The organism is Cyanobium sp. L1E-Cus (assembly GCF_024345755.1).
Lineage (GTDB): Bacteria > Cyanobacteriota > Cyanobacteriia > PCC-6307 > Cyanobiaceae > Cyanobium_A > Cyanobium_A usitatum.
Genome location: NZ_JAGQBS010000002.1, coordinates 245,955 through 269,631 on the forward strand (window position 1 = coordinate 245,955; position 23,677 = coordinate 269,631).

The window sequence follows — 23,677 nt, forward strand, 5'->3', positions numbered from 1 at the left end:
CAGCTTTGCGACAGGCAAGCGACAGCTCAATAGGCTGAATTCAGCTGCTTCCGATACGAGTGAAAATGCAGAATTGGGCGCTCAGCAGCTGGATGTTTCTCAAGCGGACGCCAACACTGGTGTTTGCCATGGCGGTGCTTGGACTCGGGCTCACCACCGCCAGTGGCGTCATGGTGAGGGGCATCCGCAACGCCAACGACACGATCACAGTTACTGGAGCCAGCACCGAGCGAATTACATCCGACTACGTCGACTGGTCGGTGAAGGTCTCCCAGAGCGGGGCCAGCCAGCAAGCTTCATACCAAGGGCTTCAGCCTGCAGTAGAGCAAACCGTGGCCTTCCTCAAGGCCCAGGGCATCGAGGCCGATGAGATGGAGCTCGACTCGGTCAAATCGGAAAAGCAGGAGGTGCGCGATCCCCGCACCGGGGAGCTGCGCTCCACCACCTGGACCACCACCCAAGCAGTGCTGATCGGCAGCTGGAATGTCGCCAAGATCTATAAGATTTCTGGTCAGATTGGAGAGTTGATCGGCAAGGGCGTGCCTCTATAGCGGGTCGACATGCTGGCGAAGGCCACCAAGGACGCCCGGGCTCGGGCGCGGGCCATAGCCTCGGAGGCCGGCGCCGGCATCGGAGCGATCACAAACGCCGACACCGGCTCGTTCCAGATCACCTCCCCCAACTCAACGGAGACCAGTGACAGCGGCTCCTACGACACCCGCACAATCGAGAAGGACATCACCGCAGTGATGGCCGTGACCTTCAGGGTTGAGTGAATGTGCCTGCAGCGCCGCGGCAGCAGTGTGCTGATACCTAAGGTCTCAGGGGCCTTTCGGGGTCGCCTCAAATCCTCCTTGCCCTGCGGCAGCTTCATTGACTCCACCTGTTTCCCTGCCGTCCCTCGCCACCGCGCAGGCCGCCACGCCAGCAGCCACCTATCCCAGCAAAGCTGAGCTGCTTGCCTGCCTCCCTTCTGAGTTAACCCAGATAAACCCGTTTAAAGCCTGGGGAAGTCTGGCCATGTCCCTTGGCCTGTCTGTTTTGGCCTATGGCCTGGGAACCCTGATCCCCCTGCAGCTCAGCGCTGCGCCCCTCTGGCTGCTCTACGCCGTGGTCACTGGAACAGTGGCGGGAGGTTGCTGGGTAATTGCCCATGAGTGCGGTCACCGTGCCTTCCATCCCAACCCCCGCGTCGAAGCGGTGGTGGGATTTGTGCTTCACAGCTTGCTGCTTGTGCCCTACTTCAGCTGGCAGCGCAGCCATGCGGTGCACCACGCCAACTGCAACCACCTCGAGGCAGGTGAAACCCATGTGCCGCCTCGCTCCGATTCCAGCTCGGGACGCTTCGTGGCTGGAACAAGACGGCAGCTGGGCCAGGGCCTCTACGGCGTGGCCTCCCTGTTTACCCACCTGGTGCTGGGTTGGCCCCTTTATCTGATGTTTGGTGTTGCCGGCGGCGAAGAGTACGGCAGCCCCACCTCCCATTTCACTACGGCTGCACCCTTCCGCAACGGTGGGCGCCAGCTATTTCCCGACTCCTGCCGTCGCCTGATGGTGATCTCAAACCTCGGCCTACTGGCGATGGTGGCGGCACTGGTGTGGGCCTCCATCCACACCTCCCCGGCGAGAGTGCTGCTGGTGTACGGCCTGCCCTATCTGGTGGTCAACGCTTGGTTGGTTGGCTACACCTGGCTGCAGCACACCGATACCGATATTCCCCACTTCTCCACCAGCGACTGGAATTGGGCGAAAGGTGCTCTACAGACGGTGGATCGTCCTTATGGCCCCCTGCTCAACCTGCTGCATCACGGCATCGGCTCAACCCATGTGTGCCATCACATCAACCCGAAAATCCCTCACTACAACGCCTGGCGGGCCAACGCCTTACTCAAGCAGCGTTTTCCCGAGCTAGTTCGCTACGACCCCACTCCTATCCATCGCGCCTTATGGCGGGTTGCAACTCAATGCACAGTTGTTAGTCAAACTGGAGTGAATGGTGGCTTCTATTACAGTTCGAGGCCAGCCAGCTAGATCTAGCTAAATCTAGCTAGATCTAGCCAACTGCCCATAAAAAAAGCCCGGAGCAAGAACTTCGGGCTTTTATTTTAGGGATTGAAATTACTGGTAAAAACCAGAGACTATGAGCTCTGGCAATCAGCCCAGGCCCAGTTGAGCAGCGATGCTTTGGCCGGTGAGCAGCTCGGTGCCAAGACCAATCACAAAGCCCATCATGGCCAAGCGGCCATTCCAGGTCTCAGCAAAAGCAACAAATCCGAAGCGAGCGGTGGATTCGGTCATGAGTGTTGAGGAATGTTTCAACAACTATAACTGGTTGTAAAGACGTCGGCCAGCCCAGATGTTGAAAGCAAGAGAGGAGCTGCTGGTCCTGTTGCGTCGTGGCGCCAGGGGGGACGCCCAACGCCAGGGGCCGCGGGTGCGGGAGTTGATTCTCGAGCTCGAGCGCACCTCTCCAATAGATCTCGCCGCCCCTGGTGCCCTCGAACTGCTGGAGGGGGTATGGGAGTTGCGCTGGAGCAGCAGCAGCCAGCCCTACCTCCAGGCTGTGCCATGGCTGGAGAACCTGCAGATACTGGCTCCATCGCGGGGGCGCGCCCTGAATCTGTTGAGGCCGCCAGGGCAGCTGGCCGGCCTGGGTGGCATAGCTGTAGAGGCGAGCATCCAGCTCGAATCAAGCCCTGGCGATATCAGCTCAACTCCACAGCAGCGGGTGCAGGTTCGCTTCCAGCGCGGTGGCTGGCGCGGTCCCCTGCTGGGCACCACACGCTTGCAGCTGCAACGGGAGGTGCAGCAAAGCTTTCCAGCCTGGCTCGACATCACCGTGCTCACCGAGGAGCTGAGGCTGTGCCGTGGCAACGCCGGCACCATCTTTGCCCTGCTGCGTCGCCCCGATCTAGCCGTTGCAGACTTTTTCGACAATCAATAAAAACGGTGCAAGACACCCCAAGCATGAGCAGCTCCCTGGTGCTGGCTGCAGACAATCCCCCTGCCCTGGCAATGTTTTACGCCGATTTGCTGGCGGTAGAGCCCCTGCAGGGGCTTGGTGCCAGCCATTGGCGGGTGCCCTGGCCCGCCGGTGGCTTCCTGGAGATCTACGCCCCATCCCAGAGCCGGCCCCAAGCGAAGCAACCAGGCCGGCTAGCAACGTGCCTGCAGCGCAGCGTGCCTGCCGGCAACAACCAGGCAGCTGCCATGGCCCTGCTGCAGGCCTGGCTGGCGAGCGCCATTGGGCTGGGCGCCACGCTTCTGGACGGTCCGCGCCAGGAGGCCTTCGGAGTGGAGGCCTGGCTGCTGGATCCGGAGGCAAACAGGCTGCTGCTGCTGGTGCAAAACCAGGTCAGTTAGGGCGGGCGTAGGGACCAAAGGCAACGGCGCACTCGGCGCCGCAGCGGGCGCCCAGGCCTATTGCTGCGGCTGCGCTCCAACCAGCCGCCAGTCCTGCCATCACCCCGGCTGCAAAGCTGTCGCCGCAGCCATAACTGTCGACCGGCGGGGCCACCAGGGCCTGGGCAGCGAAGCGCCCGCCGGGTTCGCTCCAGCCCCCAGCCGCCCCTTCGGTGGCGATTCGCAGTCGCGGGGGGCGCGATAGGACGCCAGCGGGCACCTGCTCACCCGGGTCGAGGGCGCTGCCGATCAGGGCATCGCAGCTCACCCCGCTGGCCTCCAAGAGCGGCAAGCCAACCCGTGGCGTGGCGCCGAGCAGCCGGGCCCGGCGGCATTGCTGCAGAGCTGCCGCGTCGGCCGCGGTCACAAAGACGCCATCGCAGTAAGCCAGATCAGCCCAGGGGAGTGGATCCCTAGCCAACGGGGCCAGTCGCTCGCCGATCACTGTGATGCTGCGGTCACCGGCCCGATCCACAAAGCTCACCCCCCGGCGGGTTGGGGCATCCCGCCAGGCCACCTCAAGATCAAGACCCAGCTCCGTGAGCCGCTCCGCTGAGCGCTCGCCGGTGGCGTCCCGGCCCAGGGAGGTGAAAAACCGCACCCGCTTGCCGCTGAGACGGGCCAGCTGCACCGCCACCACCGCCCCACCACCGGCGGGTTCCTCCAGAAAGGCGGTGGCCCGGTCGATCGAGCCAGCAACCGGCAGCTGCTCCACTGCCACAAAGCTCACCCACTCCACATGACCCACAACCGCCAGGTTGAGGGCAGCGAGGGCGGAATCCGGGGCCATGGCAAAAGGGCAACCTCACCAGCATGGGCCGGCGTAGCCTTGCACCCACCTATCTATGACTGCCATGCGTGCCGTGCCGCTGCACCTCGAAGCCGGCAGTGATGTGCGCCGCAGCCTGGAGCAGCTGGCCCTAGAGCACAACGCTGGCGGCTTTGTGCTGAGTGTGGTGGGCAACCTCTCCCAAGCCGCCTTTGCCTGCCCTGGCAAAAGCGCACCCACGGTTTTGGCTGGCGAGCTGGAGATCATCACCCTGCAGGGCACGATCAGCCCAGATGGGGTGCACCTGCACCTGAGCTTCTCCGATGCCAGCTGCCAGGTGTGGGGTGGCCACCTCGAGCACGGCACCCTGGTGTTGCGCGGCGCCGACCTGCTGGTGGGCCTGCTCAGCAACGGCACCAGCCCAGCGCCAAGTGCAGCGCCGATTAGATCAGTAAGCAGCGAACCGCGAGTTGAAATCGCCGGCCGGCCGGAATGTCCCTTTTCGCGCCGGGCCCTGCGCATGCTGCGCACCCTGGGCATTGCCTTCGTGGAAATCGAACCCGACGAGACGGGACCGGTGCCCCAGCTCTACATCGATGGCGTCGCCATTGGTGGCTACAACGAGCTGGCCGAACTGCACAGCCGCGGCGAATTAGACGCACTGCGCAGCCTGTGACCCCCGAGTTTGGGGTTGGCACGTTGCAGCTAGCCACCAGTAAGGGCTGTGGCCTGGCCATCGGCGCCTATCCTCACTTCAGCTACGACGCCAGCGGCGGCGGCGGAACCGGTGAGCTCGGCCCCGGCCCAGCTGGCGGCCCGCAAACCGTGAGCTTCGAGCCCGCCAGCCTGTTGATTCCGCCACTCAACTGGCGCACCACCCGGGTGCTGGGCCTGCCCCTGCCCCCGGGCCTGGAGATCGCCATCGCCCCTGAGCAGCTGGCGGGCAGCATCGATTCAGCAACAGGAGCTGTGCAACTGCACTTCCGGGCCCGCTTTCGCTTCCGCATTGCCGGGCTCTACCGCGCCCCCGACCTACTGATCGACACCCTGCTCAGCACGGGCGCAGCCCAGGGGCAACGCCACCGGGCCATGGGCCAGCCCCTCAGCGCCGATCGCACGGCCCTGCTGGTGGGGGTGGCAAGCGTGCCACCGTGCGGGGACCCCTGGCTGGATCGTCTGCTGGGCCTGCCTGATGAAGCCCTTGCCATGCTGCGCTGCAGCTTCAAGTGCGAGCCGTGAGCGAATCTCTGCCCCAACGTCTGGATCGCTTGATCGCCCGAGCAGGTTTCAATCTGCTGCTTCCGCCGCTGATCTTGCTGATTCCCTGGCTCCAGGAGCTGGTGGACCAGCTGGTTTTCGGTGGCAACTGGAACCTGCCGATGACGCCCGGAGGCTCCTTCCTCGGGGTGCTGACAGCCCCCTTCAGCCATAGCGGTTTTGGCCATCTCCTGGGCAATTCGCTCACCTTTCTGCCCCTCTCCTGGCTGGTATTGCTGCGCGGCCGCCGCGACTATCTGGCCGTTTGGTTGGGGGTTTATGCCACGGCTATTCCGGTATGGCTGCTCTGGCCCAACGGCAGTCACGGACTCTCCGGGGTCGTGTACGGGCTGCTGGGCTACCTGCTGCTGATCGGCTGGCTGGAGAAGCGGCCCCTCTCCCTGCTCCTTTCGGTGCTGGCCCTGGTCACCTATGCGGGGGTGCTGCCCAGCCTGCTGCCCATTTTTTCACCACCAGGGGTGAGCTGGATTGGCCACCTCAGCGGTTTTGGCGGCGGCCTGCTGGCGGCCCTGGCCGTAGCTCGCGAGTCGCCATAGGTGGCCAGGGCTAGCGGTTGAGCTAACGCATCTGCCAGGTAACCCAGGTGCCCACCGGGCTCCAGAGCAGGTAAGGCAGCAGCAAAGCAGCCGCCAGCAAGCTTTCGCTAGCCACAGCGAGGGTGAGGGCAATGCCCCACACCCAGCCAGCAAAGCCAATGGCAGTGCCCCTACCCAGGCTGCGGCTACGGCAGATCACAAGCGTGTAGCTCTGCACCAATACCAGCTGCACCAGGAAAGCCGCCATCCACAGGCCGCTCCAGCTGGCCTGCCAGGTGAGCCAAGCCGAGATGTAGAAGCAGGCGTAGATCAGCAACCAAATCACGGGAATCAAACCCTCAAACACCAGCCAGCGAGGGCGGCGCAGCCGGATAAACCAGGCAAAATCCTGCCGGCTTGGATTAAGGCTCCACGCCACCGCCACAATCACCAACAGAATCACCAGGGCGGCGAGCACTGCAAAAAGAATCAGCGGCACTCCAGCCTGCAGGTTCAACGCCCCTGATGCAGCAAACCAGGCCACGCCAAAAATGACCCCAACCAGCAATCCAGATCAAGCCAGCGAAGTACCCAGCCAGGAAGAAATCCTTGCCGCCTCCAGTCCCTGGGTGGCTGTAGTGCTCAACCTGGTGCCTGGTTTAGGTACGGGATACATCTATCAACGCCGCTGGCGGGCCTACTGGATCAGCTCAGGTATGGCAACGGCCTGGTTTGTGGCGGGAGGTGTCCTAAGCCAAAACGTGGACGAGGTGTTGATGCCCGATTTGGTGCAGCAAAATCAACTGATCGGGCTAGGCGGGCTGCTGCTGCTGGCTGTTGTAACTGCAACGGAGGCTGGCCTCGCCGCCCGCCGCGCTCAGCCCAGCTCCAGGCAGGCCAACCCGTAGACATCGCCAAGGGGAACCGGCGGCAGGCTGCCCCGGTACATCCTCAGCGTCTCGGCGACCACCGCAAAACCCAACTGCAGCAGCAGGGGCCCTGCCTCCGGATTGGCGGCAGGGGCATCGATTAACACCACGCCGGCATGGCGGGCCATCAGGGCGTTGAGAAGCTGGGCCGCCAGGGCAGGCGTGTCGGCTAGCAGGGGCCCGATCCGCCAACCCTCGCCTCGATGCAGCAGGCAGGGCCGGATCCGGCCAAAGCCATGGCAGGAGCCATCCGGGCCGATCAGGGCCAGCACCGTGCCGGCCGGATGGTGCAGCCAGTCGGCGAGGAAGTGGGGCCGAGGGCTGAGCTCCCGCTGGGCGTCATAGGCCTGCACGGCCCTGTCGGGTATGGCACTTCCCTCAAGCAGGCTCAGGCCCTCTGGAGTAGCGGCGGGCGGGAGGTTGCCATCACTGATCCGCTGCCAGCGCTGGGTTGGCGACGCCGGCGCAAACCCAGCGCTGGCGTAGTCACCGATGCGATCGGGGGCGGCCTCAATGCCGATGCAAGTAAGGCCCTCCAGATGCTGCAAGGCCCGCTGCCAAAGCTCACGGCCAAATCCCTGCCCCCGGTGCTCTGGTTGCACCAAAAACATGCCGATAAAGCCGTATTCGGCGTTGTAACGGACCCCGGCAATACAGCCGATCGGACGACCGTTGAGGCAACCAACCCAGAGCCCCTGGCGGTCCGTATGGCGGTAAATGGCTACGTCTCCCTGGCCCGGCGCGAAGTGTTCAGCGCGGGCCCAGGCGGTGACATCGGCGAGATCGCCCTTCTCCAGGGCCCGAATCCGCAAAAGGGATGGGGCCACCCCGCTCAGTTGGAGCCGTAGGCGATGTGGCAGCTGGCATTGAGCACCTGGGCCTGGTCGGCCGTGGTCGGTGCCATGCCATTGATCAGCCCTTGCTTGCAATCGCTGGTGGCTGTCATCAGGGGCATACCGGCAACGCCGTAGGCAAACTGAACTTGATTAGGTGGCAGCGCTTGAACCGAGCCGTAGTCGAGCTGCAAGCTGGTTTGGGGCACCACGATCACGGTCGACTGCTGATACGTAGCTGCGTTAACAGCACTGGTGATCGCAGCAGCAGTGGCCAAGCTGCCCACTCCCCAGGCCACCGAACTGGCTCGCCACCAGGGCCAGGCCGCTGGATAGGGCCGATACCAGCCGGTGTTCCAGGTGCGCGACGACCAGTACCCCCCTTGGCGGCCCCAGGCCGGATTCCAGGCAGAGGCCCCTGGGGCGCGGGTGAAACCAGCGCCAGGGGCACCCCAGCCCACACCAGGGCGAGCTCCCGCTCCGGGTGCTCCTACTCCGGGTGCTCCCACACCAACGCCCGGTCTCGTTCCGGCGCCAGGAGCACCCCAGCCCGCCCCTGGACGCACCCCCGCACCGGATCCCGGCCCGCCAAAGCCGCCGCCGCCCATGGGGCGGGCCAGAGCGGTGAAGCTGCCCGCAGCTGCTACGACGAGCCCTAAGCCAATCGCCGTGATCAGTTCCGTCCGCTTGGCCATGGTGTTGCCGATGCGTTTACTAAAGATGGTCTAACCGCGAACGAAGCCCACGGCACGGCAGCTAGTTGTATTCCCCGGGCAGGTCCTGCTTGGTAACCGTTACGCGGCCTACTTTTTTGCCTGAAAGCCTCAGCAGCTCGTCGCCAGAAAATTCAAAGCCCAGGCCTGCCCCGATCTTGGCCACGTCATCAGCAGTAGCAGCGGCTTGCACGGCTTGCCGAAGCGACTGGTCATCCTGAACCTTGCCCAGGAAGGCCTTCAGCTGATCGAGGGACATGGGGTCTAGTCGACAGTGCGATCCAGGATTGCGACCACATCTTGATCGACCTGGGCCAGCCGCTCGAGCACTAGCTGCAGATCAAGGGCGGTGAGCTCCCCATCGGGCTGCCATTTGAGGCAGGTGCGTCCCAGGCAGCTGGTTGTCAAAACTTGGGTGGTGTGGACCATGGCCCACCTCGGTTCTGTGTTCAATTCATCATCATCTGGATTGCTGCCCATGTATGCCCCCATCTGGGGGTGATTTCCACTGAAACAAGCCAAGGGCTGGTCAAAATGGCTCAAAAGCCGTCTCCTGCGCCATGACCCTTGAAACCGGGCCCAGCAGCTCGCAGCGAGATCGTCAGCTTGACCTGCTCAGGGTGGTTTGCTGCGTGGCCTGGGCCGATGGCGATGTTTCCGCAGACGAAAAGCGGCTGCTCGAGAAACTCGTGGCCAAGTACTTCCCCTGTGGAGATGGCTCGGGGGCAAACCAGGAAGCTGCGCTTCAGCTAGCTGCCTGGACAGTCGACTCGTCCGTGCTGGAAGATGTGATTCCCAGGCTCACTAGCGGGGAAGACCGGGCTCTGGCCCTGAAGCTCAGCTACATGATGGCCAAAGTGGGCCAACGCCCTCAGGACAGCTCGCCGATCAACCCAGCAGAGAAGGTGCTCTACAGACAGCTGGTGGAAGCTCTTGGCCTAAGCGAATCTGAAGTGGCAGAGGCCGAGTGGGCCGCTGAACAGGAGCTGTCCAGCGGCAAAGGAATATGGGCTGCCCTAGGGGCAGCCTTTGCAGGTCTCGGTGCCTGGCCCAGCCAGGAAATGCTGGAAACCCCGGGCATGCAGTGGCTTTGAAGCCAGCTGATCAGGCCCGATCGAAACTCAGCCCAGACCGATCTGGCTCAGGATGCCCTGGCCAGTAAGCAACTCGGTGCCCAAACCGATCACGAAACCGAGCATGGCCAGGCGGCCATTCCAGGTTTCGGCGAAGGCAACGAAGCCAAAGCGGGTTGTGGAGTCAGCCATGAGAAGAATCCTTAAGGAAACGTGAACTGAATGTAACGCCTCATGAAGCTGGCGTTTGTGTCCCCTGATGCAAAAGGGCAGCATCCAAGCTCGCCAGCAGTGCCGCGCCATAGCGATCGAGCTTGGCCTGGCCTACACCGCCGATCCCAGCCAGCTGCTCCAGGGAGCGGGGCCGGCGGGCCACCACCTCCACCAGGGTGCGGTCGTGAAACACCACGTAGGGCGGCACCCCCTGCTGCCGCGCCTGCTCGCGGCGCCAATCCTTCAGCGCCTGCAACACGGGCGCCTCGTCAGGGTTCAGCTCTGCCGCAGCAGGAGCGGGGCTCACCCCAGGCTGGCGGCGGCGCTCACGCTTCGCTGGCGGCAGCCGCAGCAGTAACTGGGTCTCACCCCGCAGCAACGGCTTGAGCCGCCCGTCCTCGCCGAATCCCAGAGCCCCATAGCGCTCGGAGTCGGCCTGCAGCAACCCCTGGGCCACCAGCTGGCGAAACAAGCTGCGCCACTGGCCGCGATCAAGCTCCTTGCCAATGCCATACACACCCAGCTGCTGGTGGCCGAGCTCGCGAATTCGGGCCGTTTCTGCCCCCAGCAGCACATCCACCAAATGGGCGGCACCAAAGCGGCTGCCCGTGCGGTACACAGCCGATAGGGCCTTGCGCACCGACTCGGTGGCATCGACGGCCGTATCTGGCTCTAAGCAGAGATCGCAATTGCCACAGGGCTCGGGCAGGGTCTCGCCGAAGTGGCTGAGCAACACCTGACGGCGGCAGCCGCTCGCCTCGGTGAAGCCAATCAGGGCATCGAGTTTGCCGTGCTCAACCCGTTTTTGCTGCTGCTCCGCGTCGGAGTCGTCGATGAAGCGGCGCAGCTGGGGCACATCGCCGCCGCCATGCACCATCCAGGCCAGGGCCGGCAGACCATCCCGGCCGGCGCGGCCGGTTTCCTGGTAGTAGGCCTCCAGGCTTTTGGGCAGGTCCACGTGGGCCACAAAGCGCACATCCGGCTTGTCGATGCCCATGCCAAAAGCGATCGTGGCAACCACCACCACGCCGCTATCGCGGCGGAAGCGCTCCAGAGCGGCGCTGCGCACCGCCCCATCCAATCCGGCGTGATAGGCAACGGCGTCATATCCCGCCGCCTGCAGGTCACGGCAGAAGCCATCCACCCGGTTGCGGGAGCGGGCATACACAATCCCTGAAGCGCCGCGGTGATCTGCGAGCAGCTCAAGCAATTGGCTGCGAACGTCGTCCTTATCGCGCAGCAAATAGCGAATGTTGGGGCGATCAAAGCTGGCCAGAAACACTCGCCCCTGCTCCAGCTGCAGCCGGGCACGGATCTCATCTCGGGTGCGGGGATCGGCCGTAGCGGTGAGTGCCAGCCGCGGCACGGCGGGAAATCGCTGGGCCAGCACCGAAAGCTGCAGGTATTCCGGGCGGAAGTCATGCCCCCACTGGGAAACGCAGTGGGCCTCATCAATGGCAAACAGGGCCAGGGGTAGGGCAGCAAGCCGCTCGAGGGTGTCCCCCGCCAGCAAGCGCTCGGGAGATAAATAAACCAAATCCAGTTGGCCCGCCCGCAGCAGGCGCCAGGTGTTGGCGGTTTCCTCAGCGCTACAGCCCGAATGCAGAGCCGCAGCCCGCACCCCCGCCTGACGCAGTCCCTCAACCTGGTCTTGCATCAGGGCGATCAGGGGCGAAATCACCACCGCCGTTCCCGCTCGGCAGAGGGCCGGGATCTGGTAGCAAAGCGATTTGCCCCCACCGGTGGGCATCAGCACCAGGGCCGAGCCACCAGCCACCACATGCTCAACAATCTCCTGCTGGGGCCCGCGAAAAGCTCCATAGCCAAAAACCTCGCGCAGCACCTGCTGGGGAGAGGCAGGGCTCGCCGCAACGGGCTCTGGCATGGGGATTTCCCTGATCAGACCTTGGCGAACTTCATCGCCGCCGGAGCACCCCAGTCACCAGTCACCTGATAGCCGCGGGGATTGGCGCAGAGGTGGCGCAGGATCCAGAACAGGCTCTCTGGGCTGTCCGTGCCCAAGGCCTGCTGCAACTCCTGCAAACTGCGCTCCTGGCCATCACTGAGCAGGGCTTCGAGCCGCTCTTGCAGGGCCAGGATCAGGGCTGCTGCCTTTTTGCCGGCCTCCACCCCAGGCTGGTCGTAGGCGTTGACGTTTACCAGTTCGGCGTAGAGACCCACGGCGCGCTCAAACAGGGCGATCAGGGCACCGAGGGCTGTGGCATCAAAGCGGCGCAGAGTGATCGAGAGGCTCTGGCGGCCCCCTTCCATCAGGGCCGAACGGGTGCCTTGCAGGAAGCCATCGAGGAAGTCGCCAGGGATCTCATCACCGATGGGCGGGATATCGCTGGGCTCTTCCAAGGCCTCGATGAAGGTCACAAAGAAGTTGTCGATGCCATCGCGCAGCTGCTGCACATAGGCGTGCTGGTCGGTAGAGCCCTTGTTGCCGTAAACGGCGATGCCCTGGTGCACCACCTCGCCGCCGCGGTCGTGCTTCTTACCAAGGCTCTCCATCACCAACTGCTGGAGATAACGGCTGAACACCTCCAGCCGATCGCGATAGGGGAGCACAACCATGTCGCGTTTGCCCTGGCCATGGCCGGCCACAAACCACGCGGCAGCCATCAGGGCAGCCGGGTTATGGAGCAGATCTGACACCCGGGTCAGGGCGTCCATTCGGGCGGCGCCAGCCAAAAAGCTGCGCAGATCGGCGCCCACCAGGGCCGCCGGCAGCAGGCCAACCGCACTGGTGATGCTGGTGCGGCCACCCACCCAATCGAACATGTCAAAGCGGCGCAACCACTGACCGGCCACGGCCACCTGGTCGAGCTTGCTGTCGAGCATGGTGACCGCCACAGCCTGGGCAGCCCACTGCCCGCCCCGGGCCTCGAGCCGAGCCTGGGCTTGCTCCATGCCGATATGGGGCTCAGGGGTGCCGCCCGACTTGCTCACCACCACAACCAAAGTGGTGGCCAGGCGGCCGTCCAGGCCCGCCAAGGTGCGGCTCATGCCGGCGGGGTCAACGTTGTCGAAGAAGTGGAAGGGGAGACCCTGACCCTCTTCCTGCAGGGCTCGCACCATCAGCAGCGGGCCGAGGCCGGAACCGCCAATACCGATCCAAAGCACGTCGGTGAACGGCTGGCCATTGGGAGCACAAAGGCTGCCATCGAGCACCTCGCGGCCAAAGGTCTCGATTCGCTCCACCTCGGCGTTGATGTGCGCGGTGGTGGTGGCGTCTGGTGCCAGCTCTGGGGTGCGCAGCCAGTAGTGGCCAACCTGGCGCTGTTCGTCCGGATTGGCGATTGCACCACCCTCCAGGGCCGCCATCGCCGCAAAGGCCAGCTCGAATCGAGGAGCCAAGGCATCGAGATCGGCCTGGCCGATCGCCATGCGACTCACATCGAGCCAGATACCAAGATCTCTTTCATACCAAAGCAAGTCGCAGAAGCGTTGCCATTGGATCTCGGCATTGGAGCCATCAAAGTTGGCAAGCATGGGCTTGCGGCTCAAGCCGCTCTCGTCGCCAGAACTTAGATCTGACCCCGCCCCAACACCAGCCCCAACACCACTACTAGCCCCAGCCCAAGCCCGAGGGACGGACGGAAGACCGTTCCGTAGTCAGGTGACTGACCCAAAAAAATTCCGTAATATAAAACCAAACTAATAAGTGTTTGTGCCTAACCCCACCAGCTACCCGCGCTGGCTTGCCCTAGGCAAGCGGCTGGTAGGGGTCCGGCGTCTCACCGGCGTTGCAGCAGCCCTACTGGCTGTTGCAAGCATCCCTCTCCTTAACGGTCCAAAAACGCCCCTGCTGCTGCTAGATCCCGGGCTGAGCGGCAGTATCAGCTCCGCCCCTGGAGAAGGTCAACTTGGTGATCCACTGCAATTTTCCACAGACGAACTGAAGGAGCTGCAGCGCCGCTTTGGTGTCCACGGCCCCCAGCCCCGCCTGGCCCAGTTATTCACCAGTGGCATCGACCAATTAGAACCTCTGCGCAGCCACACCCTGGGGCGCTTGGTAGAGCTTCGTCCCCTGATCCTGGCCGAATCCCAGCGCCAGAGGATCAATCCCGTGTTGGTGGCGGCAGTGTTGTTTGACGAAATGCGGCACGCCAAGCCGGGCGAAGATCTGCCCCTAGCGGCCCATTCCGGCTTATTCAGCACCCATGGCCCCGCCCAGCTAAGCCTCGGCGAAATGGTGCACCAGGGTCTGCTGCCGCCCAATGCCTCCGAAGCCGAAATCACCGAGGCCCGCAACCAGCTGCTCGATCCCGAACGCAACGTGGTGTTGCTGGTGGGCAAATTCGCCCGCCTCAGCCGCGCCCTCGAGCTGCCCCAGCGCCCCCTCCAGGCCAGCGGCAACCCCCGTGACGCCAAGGCCCTAGCCACCCTGGCTTACCTCCACAACGGCAAGCTCGACTATCCCCGCCGCATCCTGCGCACCATGCAGGATCCCGAACTCCATGCCCTGCTGTATGCCACCCGCAAACAGGTCCCTGCGCCACTGATCTAATCAAATATTTAATGAGTCAAATATTTAATTAGTGAATTAACAGTTTGAAAATTTAATTAACGGTTTAATAATTCAATCAATAGTTTACTAATCCAATCAAGGCTTGCAGAGCAGGCCGAGGATTTGCATTCGGGTTTGCAACTCAGACCAACGGAAGCTGCGGGGATCAGCTCGCTCGCCGCCCAGGTCCACCGCCCGGTGGGTTGTGATGTGGGAGGCCAGGATGGGGAAACGCTGCATCCAGCCGGCTAGCAGGGCCGCCAGGGCGTCGTATTGGGCTGAGGTGTACCCGCTATGGGCTGGTCCGTCGTTCTCGCCATCAAGGGGCGTTTCCAAGCTGATGTGCAGGGCGAAGTTATTGATCGAGCCACCCACCTTGGCGTTCGTTACTACCCAGCGGCCGTTGAAGGCCGAATTGCCAGCCCCAAAGGCCCGTTTGGAAGGATCGAGCACCTGCACCACCGAGCCATCGCCACCAATCAAGGTGTGGTAGCTCACCTGATCTTCATCGCGGGGATGGGGCGTCACGAAGGTGTTGATGGCTGAACCAATGCCATAAACCGTCTCGTGCAGCACCACCAGCTGGGGTGTGGGATCCACCGGATTGCCGTAGGCATCACGATTGAAGCGCTCGCCAAAGTTGGTGGGGTGGATCTGCACCCGCGCCGGTGAGGTTTGGACCCTTTCTGCCAATTGCTGCAGTCTTAAACGCTGGGCTGGATCGCCGGGAGCGCAACTCGCCCGCAGGGGGGATTGCCAAGGCGAGTGGTTAGGCGGCCCCGGTGCCGCCCGGCGGCCCGGCTCAGGTGCTGCCGGAGCTTGGCGCACCTCTTCAAGCAGCTCGAGCAGACTGGGTCGCTTCTGGCCGCCATTCGGTTGGGCTGAGAGATCCCGAGCCAGCCAGCCAAGCCCGCCAAGGGCGAGCATGGCGCCAGCGCCTAGGGCGATCCAGAGGGGCTGGGGGCTGGAATTCATGCAGCCTCAAGGCCCAGCCAGCGGCGGCGGCGCTCAGCACAAACTTCGGCAGTGCCCAGATCAACACTGCCCAGATCAGCAGTGCTGGCATCGAGCTGGAGCTGCCAGCTCTCCACCGCTGGTGCCGTTGGCAGCAGCACGGTGCTGCGCACCAAACCGTCCCGGCAGAACAGCAACTGGTGGGGAATCAGGGGGGCCTCCGGCCGCAGATGCACCATGAAATCGTCAATGCTGCGCAGGCGCATGCCATCGAGGGCAATCAATTCATCGCCCACTACCAGCCCCGCCCGTTGGGCCGGTCCATCGCGGCCCACCCGCTGCACCACCAACCCGCCACCACCTGGCTCCAAGCGGCAGCCCAGCTCCTGGCTGGCAGCCAGCCGGGGTTCAAGCCGCAGGCCCATATCGGCCAGATAGCCAAACAGGGGCGGATCCTCACAGGAGCTGAGCCAGCGGGGCAACAGCTCAGCTAGATCGGGCGCCTGGCTGGCAAAGGCAGCAATCAGGTCTGCCTCCTGGTAACCCCGGCCCACGGCGCCATGGCTGGCCCAAAGCTGCCGCAGCACCACGGGCAGACCGCTGCCGGCACGGCGTAGGTGCAGGTCCAGCACCAGGGCCAGCACCGCACCCTTGAGGTAGTAGCTCACCTGGCTATTGGGGGAGTAGGCATCGGGGCGGTAAAGCTTTACCCAAGCCTCCTCACTGCTGGCGCGCAGGCTCTGCAACCGCCGCCCAGCACTGAGCAGGTAGCGGCTCAGATCCGCGCCCAGATCCTCAAGCAGCTCCCCCTCGCTGCTGCAGCCAGCGCAGTGGGGCAAAAGCTGATCCACATAGCTGGTGATGCCCTCGGCAAACCAGAGGGTGGGCACCACCACGGCTTGGTCGTAGCGATAAGGGCTCAGCTCGGCGGGCCGCAGCCGGCGCACGTTCCACTGGTGCAGGTATTCATGGGCGGCTAGCTGCAGCAACTTGCGGCGGCCACCAGGCTTAGCCAGAGCCAGACGTCCAAACTGCAACACGGTGCTGCAATCGTGCTCCAGGCCGCCATAACCGCTTTCGGTGAGGTGCAGCACAAATAGGTAGTGGTCGGCCGCAGGTCGCTCCACGCCCATCAACCGGCAGCAGGCCAGGCAAACCTTTTCGAGATCGCTGAGCAGCTGGGGATCACTGTCGAGCAGATCGCCACCTTGAAGATCGCGGCCCCAAGTCACCCAACGGTGGGGCACGCCGGCGACGCTGAAGTGATGGGAGCGATGGGGACCAACCTCAATCGGCGTATCGATAAGTTGGTCGAAATCAGCAGCAAGCCAGCCCTTCGCCGGGCCCGGCAGCTCTGGCAGGGGCACGAAGGCATCCCAGCTGGGCGGAAGGCTGAGCTGCAGCCGGTGGGGCGACCAACGCTCCCCCGCCAGCTCCAGAACCACGGCTGCTAAGGCCAGAAAGCCGTGGTCGCCATCGAGATGGCAGGTGCGCACCGTGAGCTCGGCGGCCAGCACCGCGTAGCTGATTTCGACTGGTTCGAGGCTGGGCAGCTCTATCTGCCAACTGCTCGGGCTGGTGCGGCGCGACTCCAGCTGGTGTCCAGCCTGAGTGATTTCCAGACTCTCAAGCTGCCGCACATAGTCGCGGATCAGGTAGGAGCCGGGAGTCCAGGCCGGCAGGGCCAGGCGCAGGCTCAGGTGACGGGGAGTGTGAAGCAGGCGGACCCGCACCAGGTGCTGGTGGCAGGCGGTGAGGTCAAGATGCAGCTCAGGCACGGCGTCAGGACGCCACGCTCACCTGGGCCCCAGGGAAGGCGCTGGCGGCCTGGCGCAGGGCCAGCTCGGCGGCGTAGCGGCGGGTGATGGCGCCAAGCAGGCGCTGCAGGCTCTGGGAGCGGCTAAGGCGCTGCAGGTCGCCAACCAGGGCAAGGGAGCCGTCGCGGTGGCGCTGCCAACCCAGCCTTTCACCACCCGGCAAAACAACTTGCAGAAGAACGGGCTGGCGCTCGGTGGCAAAGCCCTTAAGCACCCCGCCATAGATGGGGGTGTGGCCCAGGGCCACCAAGCTGGCGGCGAGCCCCTCGGCATCGCGCAGCACTGTGGGCAGGATGGTGAGGTGGGACACGGCACAATGCCCGCTTTTTCAGACCCTAGCGATCAAGAGACCTGCGTCCAGTGGCCAATGCCACCGGAATTGCATCCGGAATTGCCACCGGATTGGGCCAGGGCCCAGCCAATCCTGCGGCTGGGGGTGATGGCTTCGGGAGCCGGCAGCAACTTTGAAGCCCTGGTGCAAGCCTGCACACACGGCCAGCTCCAGGCAGAGGTGGCCCTGCTGGTGGTCAACAATCCCGGCTGCGGTGCCCAGCAACGGGCCGAGCGCCTCGCCATACCTTGCCAAGTGCATGACCACCGCAGTGTGGCCAGCCGCGCGGCCCTCGACCAGGCCCTGGTGGCGGCTTTTCAGGCAGCCGGCGTTGATGTGGTGGTGATGGCGGGCTGGATGCGCGTCGTCACGAGCACCCTGATCGGCGCCTTCCCCGAGCGTCTGATCAACATTCATCCATCACTGCTGCCCAGCTTCCGCGGCCTTGATGCGGTGGGCCAGGCCCTGGCGGCGGGGGTCACCCTGGCCGGCTGCACCGCCCACCTGGTGTGCGAGGAAGTTGATGCAGGACGCATCCTGGTGCAGGCGGCGGTGCCGGTGTTTGCCACGGACGACCACGCCAGCCTCAACGCCCGCATCCAGCGCCAGGAGCACCGCATCCTGCCCCTGGCGGTAGCCCTCACCGCCCAGAACCTCTCAGCTCAGGGATAGAAGGGGAGTAAAGGCAGGCCGGCGGTGGGCTCAAGCCCAGCCATCAGGTTGAGACATTGCACCCCCTGGCCGGCCTGGCCCTTGACCAGGTTGTCGATGGCAGCCATCACGATCAGCTGGCCGGTGCGGCGATCCACCTGCACCGAGAGCAGGGCCCGGTTGGTCTGGCGCACCCATTTGGTGGAGGGGTAGGTACCCACCGGCAGCACCTCAACGCAGGGGGCCTGGCGGTAGGCGGAAGCCAGCAGGGTGACGCAGTCTTCAGCGGTGAGGCCTGGGTCGCGCAGACGGCAGTAGACGGTGGCCAGCAGGCCCCGCACCATCGGCATCAGGTGCGGGGTGAACTGCAGCTGGATCTCATGGCCCGCCACCCGGCTAGCCAGCTGCTCAATCTCACTGGTGTGGCGGTGGCCCACCACCCCATAGGGAGCAACCGCCTCGGAGCATTCCGCCAGCAGCAGGTGTTCCTTGGCAGCCCGACCACCACCGGAGGTGCCGGTTTTGGCATCGATGACGATGCCGGTGGTGTCGATCAGCCCCTGGTTCAAGAACGGCAGCAGCCCCAGCAGTGAGGCCGTGGGGAAACAACCAGGAGCCGCTATTAAGCGGGCGGTACGAATCGCCTCCGCCTCCCATTCGGGCAGGCCATAGACGGCCTCAGCGCAGAGGTCGTCATCACTGCGGGGCACCTCCCGGGCCTCGCTGGCATACACCTCCTGCCAGCGGCTGAGGCTGCTGAATCGGTAGTCGGCGGAAAGATCAACCACCCGCACACCCCGCTGCAGCAGGGGCGGCACCAGCTGGGCCGCCAGGCCGTTGGGCAGGCTGAGCACCGCGAAATCAGCCACCGCTGCGATGGCATCGGGGTCTGGGGTTTGCACCACCGGGTCGCCGGGCAGGGGCAAAAAGGGCACCAGCTCACTCCAGCGCTTGCCGCTGCTGCGCTCGCCGCCCAAGAAGCTGATATCCAGGGCAGGGTGCTGGTGGAGCAGGCGCAGGGTTTGCAGGCCGCCGTAGCCACTGGCGCCGATTACCGCAACACGCTTGTTGGCCATGGCAAGGCCCGGGGGCAGGACGAAGGGGCTTTATAAAGGATGATTGCGCTAGGGCCCGGTCCCCGCCCGCACTCCGTTGACCCTCCTGCGCGACTCGAGTTCCTCACCCCTGCCATCCGGTTCCAGCCCGGAGGTCGCTTTGAACGGGGAAGAGCGAATCGCTTTTGACTCAGTTGCCGATGGTCTCGCCGCGATCCGCAACGGCGAATCAATCGTGGTGGTAGACGATGAAAATCGGGAAAATGAAGGCGACCTGATCTGCGCTGCGCAGTTTGCAACTCCCGAGCAGATCAACTTCATGGCCACCGAGGCCCGGGGCCTGATCTGCCTGGCCATGGAGGGTGAACGGCTCGATGTCCTTGATTTGCCGCTGATGGTGGATCGCAACACCGACAGCAACCAGACCGCCTTCACGGTGAGCGTTGATGCGGGCCCAGAAAACGGCGTCAGCACTGGAATTTCCGCCGATGATCGCGCCCGCACCATCCAGGTGGCGATCCACCCCCACACCCGTCCGGCCGACCTGCGCCGGCCAGGCCACATCTTCCCGTTGCGGGCTAAGCAGGGCGGCGTACTGAAACGCGCTGGACACACCGAGGCCGCCGTAGATCTGGCCAGGCTTTCAGGTCTCTATCCCGCCGGGGTGATCTGCGAAATTCAAAACAGCGACGGCTCCATGGCCCGGCTACCCCAGCTGGCTGCCTACGCCCGACGCCACGGATTACGCCTGATCAGCATTGCCGAACTGATCAGTTACCGCCTCGACACCGAGCGCTTCGTGCAGCGCCAGGCGGAAGCGGCCATGCCAAGCGCCTTCGGCGACTTCCGCGCCATTGGCTACCGCAACGAACTCGATGGCAGCGAGCACGTTGCCATCATCAAGGGCCAACCGCAGCTGGCTAAGGAGCCGGTGCTGGTGCGGGTGCACAGCGAGTGTCTCACCGGCGATGCCTTTGGTTCGCTGCGCTGTGACTGCCGCCCCCAGCTGGAGGCGGCCCTGCGCATGATCGAAGCCGCCGGCGTTGGAGTGGTGGTGTATCTGCGCCAGGAGGGCCGGGGCATTGGCCTGATCAACAAGCTCAAGGCCTACTCCCTACAGGACACCGGCCTCGACACGGTGGAAGCCAACGAACGCCTTGGCTTTGCTGCCGACCTGCGCAACTACGGAGTTGGAGCTCAAATCCTCAGCGACCTGGGCGTGCACCGGCTACGCCTGATCACCAACAATCCGCGCAAGATCGCAGGCCTTGGTGGTTATGGCCTGCAGGTCGAAGACCGGGTGCCGCTGGTGATGGATGCCGGCAGCCACAACGCCGCTTACCTGCAAACCAAGCGCATCAAACTTGGCCATCTGATGGGTGATGGTCCCTCCTGCCCGATCGGCGGACCCACGGCAGTGCTGGCCTGGCACGGCCAGGTCCTGGCGAATGGCCAGCTTGAGCAATTGCAACGCTGGGCCCAGAAGCAGGGGCTGCAGGTGGAGCGAGAGGAGCATCCAAGGCTTCTGGCCCTGCTCGACCAGCCCCAGCTGGCGGTGCTGCTGGGCGGCCTCGACCATGCCAGCAGTGGAGTGGGGGCAGTTGCGGCGGCGCTGGTGCTGATGGGCGACTGGCCCCAAACCGAACGGCTGAGCCTGCTACTAGCCCCTGATGGTCAACGCAGCAGCCATCCCAGCGCTGATCTGGAGTCAGAGCAGCGGCCCCTTGCAGATCTGGGCACCGACCTGATACTTCAGCCCGGTGCCTTCCTGGTCTGGCGCTGAATCAGCCCTGAACTGTCACTTTGTTGATACGGCTGCCGTTCTTGAGGGCATTAACCACATCCATGTTGCCGGTGAGGCCAAACACGGTGTGCACACCGTCGAGGTGGGGCTGGGCTCCGTGGCAGATGTAAAACTGCGAGCCGCCAGTGTTCTTGCCGGCATGGGCCATGGCCAGGGTGCCCGCCTGGTGCTTCTGGCTATTGATCTCGCAGTCGATCTGGTAGCCGGGGCCGCCGGTGCCGGCGGGGCCGCGGGCGCCTTCACGGCTGTTGGGGCAACCACCCTGGGCCATGAAGCCGGGAATCACGCGGTGGAAGGCCAGTCCGTCGTAGAAGCCCTCCTTGGCGAGCTTGGTGAAGTTGGCCACGGTGTTGGGTGCATCGGCCTCGAACAGTTCGAGTTCGATGGTGCCGGCGTCGGTCTCCATCAAGGCTTTGGTCACGGCGGCAGGGGATAAAGGCCGACTTTATGGGGTGGCACGGGCCAACCGGCTGAAACCCCGTGCTGAGAATGGGGCAAGCTCTAGCCGGATAAACCCTTTTCAACGCCCCGTCGCCAGACCCCGCCGCCGATGAGCAGCCCCACCCCCAACTCCCCTAACGGCATCGATCTCAGCCGCGCCCGCCTGGGGATCCTGGGGGGCAGCGGTCTCTACGCCATGGAGGGCCTCGAAGACATTCAAGAGCTCACGATCGAAACGCCCTACGGAGCCCCCTCCGATGCCCTGCGCCTGGGCCGTATCGGCGATCTGGAGGTGGTGTTCCTGGCCCGTCATGGCCGCCACCACAGCCACACCCCCACCGAGGTGCCCTACCAGGCCAACCTCTGGGCCCTGCGCTCCCTCGGCGTGCGCTGGATCCTGTCCCTCTCGGCAGTGGGCTCCCTGCAGGAGCAGGTTCGGCCCCTGGACATGCTGGTGCCGGATCAATTCATCGATCGCACCCAGCAAAGGCCGCTGACGCTGTTTGGCGAGGGGCTGGTGGCCCATGTGGCTTTTGCCGAGCCCTTCTGCCCGGCGCTCAGCCGCCTGCTGGCCGATATAGCCGAAAGCCTGATGCCCGAGGGCCGCAAGCTGCACCGCGGCGGCACCTACCTCTGCATGGAGGGGCCGGCCTTCTCCACCCGGGCCGAATCGGAGCTCTACCGCTCCTGGGAGTGCGAAGTGATCGGCATGACCAATCACACCGAAGCGCGCCTGGCCCGGGAAGCCGAGATCGCCTACGCCACCCTGGCAATGGTGACCGACTACGACTGCTGGCACCAGGAACACGCCTCGGTGACGGTGGAAATGGTGATCGCCAACCTGCAGGCCAACGCCAGCCTGGCTCAGCAGATCGTGCGGCTAGCGGCCCAGCGGGTGGAGGCCCAGCGACCCACCAGCAGCGCCCACCAGGCCCTGCGCCATGCCCTGATGACCCCCAAGGAGCACGTGCCTGCCGCCACCCGCCGCAAGCTCGACCTGTTTACGGCTCCCTACTGGGGCCCATTCAGCTGAGCGCCGCAGGCCGCCAGCGCCTGGCGCAGGCTGGGGCCATGGCTGGCCAGGTGGGCTGAGGCTGAGGCCGCGTCCAGGCCAGTGGCCGCGATCAACAAGGCCAGCTTCACGGAGCCGCCGCTCTGCTGCAGCAGTTCCCGGCCGCGCTGCCGCTCCAGCCCAGCCAGATCGCGCAGGATGCGCAGGGCCCGATCCTCCAGCTTGCTGTTGGTGACGGCCACATCCACCATGCGGTTGCCGTGCACCTTGCCCAGGCGCACCATCACGCCGGTGGAGAGCAAATTCAGGGCCATCTTGGTGGCGGTGCCGGCCTTGAGCCGGGTGGAGCCCGCCAGCAACTCCGGGCCCGTCAGCAAGCGAATGTCGATGGAGCAGGGCATCGGCACCTGCTCGGCTGGCACGCAGGCCATGGCGATTGCCAGGGCTCCGATCGCCTGGGCGTGCTCCAGGGCCCCGAGCACGTAGGGGGTGGTGCCGCCAGCAGCGATGCCCACCAAACAATCGGCCGGGCCAAAGCCGCGCTCCTCCAGGTCGCTGCGGCCAGCAGCTGCCAGATCCTCCAGGCCCTCGGAGCTGCGCAGCAGGGCTGGGGCGCCTCCAGCGAGCACGCCCTGCACCAGCTCGGGCGCCGTGCAAAAAGTTGGCGGACACTCGGCCGCATCCAGCACCCCAAGCCGGCCGGAGGTGCCGGCCCCTAGGTAAAAAAGTCGCCCGCCGGCCTGCAAACGGGCAGCGATGGCATCAACGGCTGCAGCCAGGGCCGGGGCCGCCGCTTCCAGGGCCCGCTGGGGCTCCCGTTCGTTGGCACAAAAAAGGCCCACCAGCTCGTCGGTGGGCAGCTGGTCGAGCCGCTCGCTGAGGGGATTGGCCTGCTCGGTGAGCAGGTGGCCGCGATCAGGCCCGCTAACAGGAGGGTTGCTCACAGCAGGCCCTCCAGTTGACGGCGGAAAGCTTCGAGGCTGGGATCAGGGGTGCTCTCGCCCGCCTGCTCCTGCTGCTGCTCCTGCTGCTCCCGTTGCTCCTGCCAGTTGGTTACATCCATGTTGCGCTCGGGCGGCGCAATCAGCAGCCGGTCTTCAGCGCTCTGGGGCAGGAAGCCCGCCGGCACAAAGCGAGCCTCATAGCCAGCCTCGCCGCAGAAAAGCTCCATCTCCTCGCGGTCGAGCGGCTCCACGGTGGGCACGGGGAAGTCCTGGGCTTCGAGCAGGCCGGCGTAGCGCTCCGCATCGTCGCTGTCTTCAAACAGCAGCACCACCGTGCGGCCATTTAGCTCCAACGAATGGATGCCTTCCTGATCGGTTCCGGCATCAAACAGCAGCACATGCACCGGCATGGATCGCGGCATGGGGCAAT

At 64.6% G+C, this 23,677-nt stretch carries 29 protein-coding genes and 1 pseudogene; 13 read left to right on the plus strand and 17 right to left on the minus strand.

The features are described 5' to 3' along the window. The first annotated feature begins 170 nt into the window (after positions 1–170). Together KBZ22_RS01320 and KBZ22_RS01325 are read left to right on the plus strand one after the other, a co-directional pair. Positions 171–776: pseudogene (locus KBZ22_RS01320) on the plus strand (SIMPL domain-containing protein). A 244-nt stretch (positions 777–1,020) separates the two neighbouring features. Next, entirely contained in the window at positions 1,021–2,031 is a 1,011-nt protein-coding gene (locus tag KBZ22_RS01325; protein WP_255020734.1) for a fatty acid desaturase, read from the plus strand. A gap of 123 nt (positions 2,032–2,154) precedes the next feature. Here KBZ22_RS01325 and KBZ22_RS01330 read toward each other — a convergent pair whose 3' ends face one another. Continuing rightward, positions 2,155–2,298, minus strand: coding sequence for a chlorophyll a/b-binding protein (locus KBZ22_RS01330; RefSeq protein WP_254993856.1), 144 nt, complete (start codon positions 2,296–2,298; stop codon positions 2,155–2,157). A 58-nt stretch (positions 2,299–2,356) separates the two neighbouring features. On the opposite strand from KBZ22_RS01330, the gene KBZ22_RS01335 reads away from it, so the two are divergent. Together KBZ22_RS01335 and KBZ22_RS01340 are read left to right on the plus strand one after the other, a co-directional pair. Then, positions 2,357–2,944, plus strand: coding sequence for a PAP/fibrillin family protein (locus KBZ22_RS01335; RefSeq protein ID WP_255020735.1), 588 nt, complete (start codon positions 2,357–2,359; stop codon positions 2,942–2,944). A gap of 23 nt (positions 2,945–2,967) precedes the next feature. Beyond that, complete coding sequence (locus tag KBZ22_RS01340) at positions 2,968–3,363, plus strand: VOC family protein (protein ID WP_255020736.1); 396 nt, start codon at positions 2,968–2,970, stop codon at positions 3,361–3,363. On the opposite strand, the gene KBZ22_RS01345 is transcribed toward KBZ22_RS01340, so the two are convergent. Next, positions 3,356–4,192: a PfkB family carbohydrate kinase gene (locus tag KBZ22_RS01345; protein WP_255020737.1), complete on the minus strand. Its 837-nt coding sequence runs from the start codon at positions 4,190–4,192 to the stop codon at positions 3,356–3,358. The two genes, KBZ22_RS01340 and KBZ22_RS01345, sit on opposite strands and share 8 nt — an antisense overlap. A 64-nt stretch (positions 4,193–4,256) precedes the next feature. Between KBZ22_RS01345 and KBZ22_RS01350 the strand changes: the two genes are divergently transcribed. The 3 genes from KBZ22_RS01350 to KBZ22_RS01360 are packed head-to-tail and all read left to right on the plus strand — an operon-like array spanning position 4,257 to position 5,985. Further along, positions 4,257–4,847 (plus strand): PCC domain-containing protein, encoded by a 591-nt coding sequence (locus tag KBZ22_RS01350; RefSeq protein ID WP_255020738.1) that lies wholly within the window; start codon positions 4,257–4,259, stop codon positions 4,845–4,847. Continuing rightward, complete coding sequence (locus tag KBZ22_RS01355; RefSeq protein WP_255020739.1) at positions 4,844–5,410, plus strand: hypothetical protein; 567 nt, start codon at positions 4,844–4,846, stop codon at positions 5,408–5,410. Before KBZ22_RS01350 ends, KBZ22_RS01355 begins: the two co-directional genes overlap by 4 nt. Then, entirely contained in the window at positions 5,407–5,985 is a 579-nt protein-coding gene (locus KBZ22_RS01360) for a rhomboid family intramembrane serine protease (RefSeq protein ID WP_254999321.1), read from the plus strand. Before KBZ22_RS01355 ends, KBZ22_RS01360 begins: the two co-directional genes overlap by 4 nt. A gap of 22 nt (positions 5,986–6,007) precedes the next feature. Here the strand turns inward: KBZ22_RS01360 and KBZ22_RS01365 are convergent, their stop codons facing one another. Further along, positions 6,008–6,508, minus strand: a complete 501-nt coding sequence (locus KBZ22_RS01365; protein WP_255020740.1) for a tryptophan-rich sensory protein — start codon at positions 6,506–6,508, stop codon at positions 6,008–6,010. Positions 6,509–6,515: 7 nt separating this feature from the next. Between KBZ22_RS01365 and KBZ22_RS01370 the strand changes: the two genes are divergently transcribed. Further along, positions 6,516–6,872, plus strand: a complete 357-nt coding sequence (locus KBZ22_RS01370; protein WP_255020741.1) for a hypothetical protein — start codon at positions 6,516–6,518, stop codon at positions 6,870–6,872. Here the strand turns inward: KBZ22_RS01370 and KBZ22_RS01375 are convergent. The 4 genes from KBZ22_RS01375 to KBZ22_RS01395 all read right to left on the minus strand — a co-directional run bounded on the left by KBZ22_RS01375 (position 6,842) and on the right by KBZ22_RS01395 (position 8,868). Continuing rightward, a complete protein-coding gene (locus KBZ22_RS01375; RefSeq protein ID WP_255020742.1) occupies positions 6,842–7,720 on the minus strand; it encodes a GNAT family N-acetyltransferase in 879 nt (292 codons plus the stop codon). The two genes, KBZ22_RS01370 and KBZ22_RS01375, sit on opposite strands and share 31 nt — an antisense overlap. Positions 7,721–7,725: 5 nt before the next feature. Further along, a complete protein-coding gene (locus KBZ22_RS14290; RefSeq protein WP_261353821.1) occupies positions 7,726–8,421 on the minus strand; it encodes a hypothetical protein in 696 nt (231 codons plus the stop codon). 61 nt (positions 8,422–8,482) lie between these two features. Then, positions 8,483–8,698, minus strand: a complete 216-nt coding sequence (locus KBZ22_RS01390; protein WP_106501664.1) for a Nif11-like leader peptide family natural product precursor — start codon at positions 8,696–8,698, stop codon at positions 8,483–8,485. A gap of 5 nt (positions 8,699–8,703) precedes the next feature. Beyond that, entirely contained in the window at positions 8,704–8,868 is a 165-nt protein-coding gene (locus tag KBZ22_RS01395; RefSeq protein WP_255020744.1) for a hypothetical protein, read from the minus strand. A gap of 131 nt (positions 8,869–8,999) precedes the next feature. Here KBZ22_RS01395 and KBZ22_RS01400 point away from each other — a divergent pair, with 131 nt between their 5' ends. Then, the gene (locus KBZ22_RS01400) at positions 9,000–9,533 is read left to right on the plus strand and encodes a TerB family tellurite resistance protein (RefSeq protein WP_255020745.1); all 534 of its coding nucleotides are present in this window, start codon (positions 9,000–9,002) and stop codon (positions 9,531–9,533) included. A gap of 27 nt (positions 9,534–9,560) precedes the next feature. Here KBZ22_RS01400 and KBZ22_RS01405 read toward each other — a convergent pair whose 3' ends face one another. From KBZ22_RS01405 to KBZ22_RS01415, 3 genes are read right to left on the minus strand one after another with little or no spacing between them, the layout of a single operon-like run. Further along, on the minus strand, positions 9,561–9,704 hold the full coding sequence (locus tag KBZ22_RS01405; protein WP_106501661.1) for a chlorophyll a/b-binding protein: 144 nt from the start codon (positions 9,702–9,704) through the stop codon (positions 9,561–9,563). Between the two features lie 40 nt (positions 9,705–9,744). Further along, a complete protein-coding gene (recQ, locus tag KBZ22_RS01410; RefSeq protein ID WP_255020746.1) occupies positions 9,745–11,610 on the minus strand; it encodes a DNA helicase RecQ in 1,866 nt (621 codons plus the stop codon). Positions 11,611–11,624: 14 nt separating this feature from the next. Then, a complete protein-coding gene (locus KBZ22_RS01415; protein ID WP_255020942.1) occupies positions 11,625–13,220 on the minus strand; it encodes a glucose-6-phosphate isomerase in 1,596 nt (531 codons plus the stop codon). A 178-nt stretch (positions 13,221–13,398) separates the two neighbouring features. Here KBZ22_RS01415 and KBZ22_RS01420 point away from each other — a divergent pair, with 178 nt between their 5' ends. Beyond that, a complete protein-coding gene (locus tag KBZ22_RS01420) occupies positions 13,399–14,238 on the plus strand; it encodes a helicase DnaB (protein WP_396111457.1) in 840 nt (279 codons plus the stop codon). A gap of 96 nt (positions 14,239–14,334) precedes the next feature. Here the strand turns inward: KBZ22_RS01420 and KBZ22_RS01425 are convergent, their stop codons facing one another. Genes KBZ22_RS01425 through KBZ22_RS01435 form a run of 3 tightly spaced genes read right to left on the minus strand, consistent with a single transcriptional unit; the run spans position 14,335 to position 17,319 of the window. Continuing rightward, positions 14,335–15,213 (minus strand): N-acetylmuramoyl-L-alanine amidase, encoded by an 879-nt coding sequence (locus tag KBZ22_RS01425; protein WP_255020747.1) that lies wholly within the window; start codon positions 15,211–15,213, stop codon positions 14,335–14,337. Continuing rightward, positions 15,210–16,970, minus strand: coding sequence for a M61 family metallopeptidase (locus KBZ22_RS01430; RefSeq protein ID WP_255020748.1), 1,761 nt, complete (start codon positions 16,968–16,970; stop codon positions 15,210–15,212). The genes KBZ22_RS01425 and KBZ22_RS01430 overlap by 4 nt, the downstream gene beginning before the upstream one ends. A 4-nt stretch (positions 16,971–16,974) precedes the next feature. Then, positions 16,975–17,319, minus strand: a complete 345-nt coding sequence (locus KBZ22_RS01435) for a DUF1257 domain-containing protein (protein WP_254941509.1) — start codon at positions 17,317–17,319, stop codon at positions 16,975–16,977. 57 nt (positions 17,320–17,376) lie between these two features. Here KBZ22_RS01435 and purN point away from each other — a divergent pair, with 57 nt between their 5' ends. Continuing rightward, entirely contained in the window at positions 17,377–18,012 is a 636-nt protein-coding gene (purN, locus tag KBZ22_RS01440; protein ID WP_255020749.1) for a phosphoribosylglycinamide formyltransferase, read from the plus strand. Here the strand turns inward: purN and argC are convergent. Then, positions 18,003–19,067 (minus strand): N-acetyl-gamma-glutamyl-phosphate reductase, encoded by a 1,065-nt coding sequence (gene argC / locus KBZ22_RS01445; RefSeq protein WP_255020750.1) that lies wholly within the window; start codon positions 19,065–19,067, stop codon positions 18,003–18,005. The two genes, purN and argC, sit on opposite strands and share 10 nt — an antisense overlap. Before the next feature lie 157 nt (positions 19,068–19,224). Between argC and ribBA the strand changes: the two genes are divergently transcribed. Further along, the gene (gene ribBA / locus KBZ22_RS01450) at positions 19,225–20,829 is read left to right on the plus strand and encodes a bifunctional 3,4-dihydroxy-2-butanone-4-phosphate synthase/GTP cyclohydrolase II (RefSeq protein ID WP_255020944.1); all 1,605 of its coding nucleotides are present in this window, start codon (positions 19,225–19,227) and stop codon (positions 20,827–20,829) included. A 1-nt stretch (position 20,830) separates the two neighbouring features. Here the strand turns inward: ribBA and KBZ22_RS01455 are convergent, their stop codons facing one another. After that, positions 20,831–21,271: a peptidylprolyl isomerase gene (locus tag KBZ22_RS01455; protein ID WP_255020751.1), complete on the minus strand. Its 441-nt coding sequence runs from the start codon at positions 21,269–21,271 to the stop codon at positions 20,831–20,833. Between the two features lie 129 nt (positions 21,272–21,400). Here KBZ22_RS01455 and mtnP point away from each other — a divergent pair, with 129 nt between their 5' ends. Then, positions 21,401–22,324: an S-methyl-5'-thioadenosine phosphorylase gene (mtnP, locus tag KBZ22_RS01460; protein WP_255020752.1), complete on the plus strand. Its 924-nt coding sequence runs from the start codon at positions 21,401–21,403 to the stop codon at positions 22,322–22,324. Here the strand turns inward: mtnP and murQ are convergent. After that, positions 22,303–23,247 carry an N-acetylmuramic acid 6-phosphate etherase gene (murQ, locus tag KBZ22_RS01465; protein WP_255020753.1) on the minus strand — a complete coding sequence of 315 codons (945 nt, stop codon included), beginning with the start codon at positions 23,245–23,247 and terminating at the stop codon, positions 22,303–22,305. The two genes, mtnP and murQ, sit on opposite strands and share 22 nt — an antisense overlap. Continuing rightward, complete coding sequence (locus KBZ22_RS01470) at positions 23,244–23,657, minus strand: DUF3110 domain-containing protein (RefSeq protein ID WP_255020945.1); 414 nt, start codon at positions 23,655–23,657, stop codon at positions 23,244–23,246. Before KBZ22_RS01470 ends, murQ begins: the two co-directional genes overlap by 4 nt. Positions 23,658–23,677: the final 20 nt, after the last annotated feature.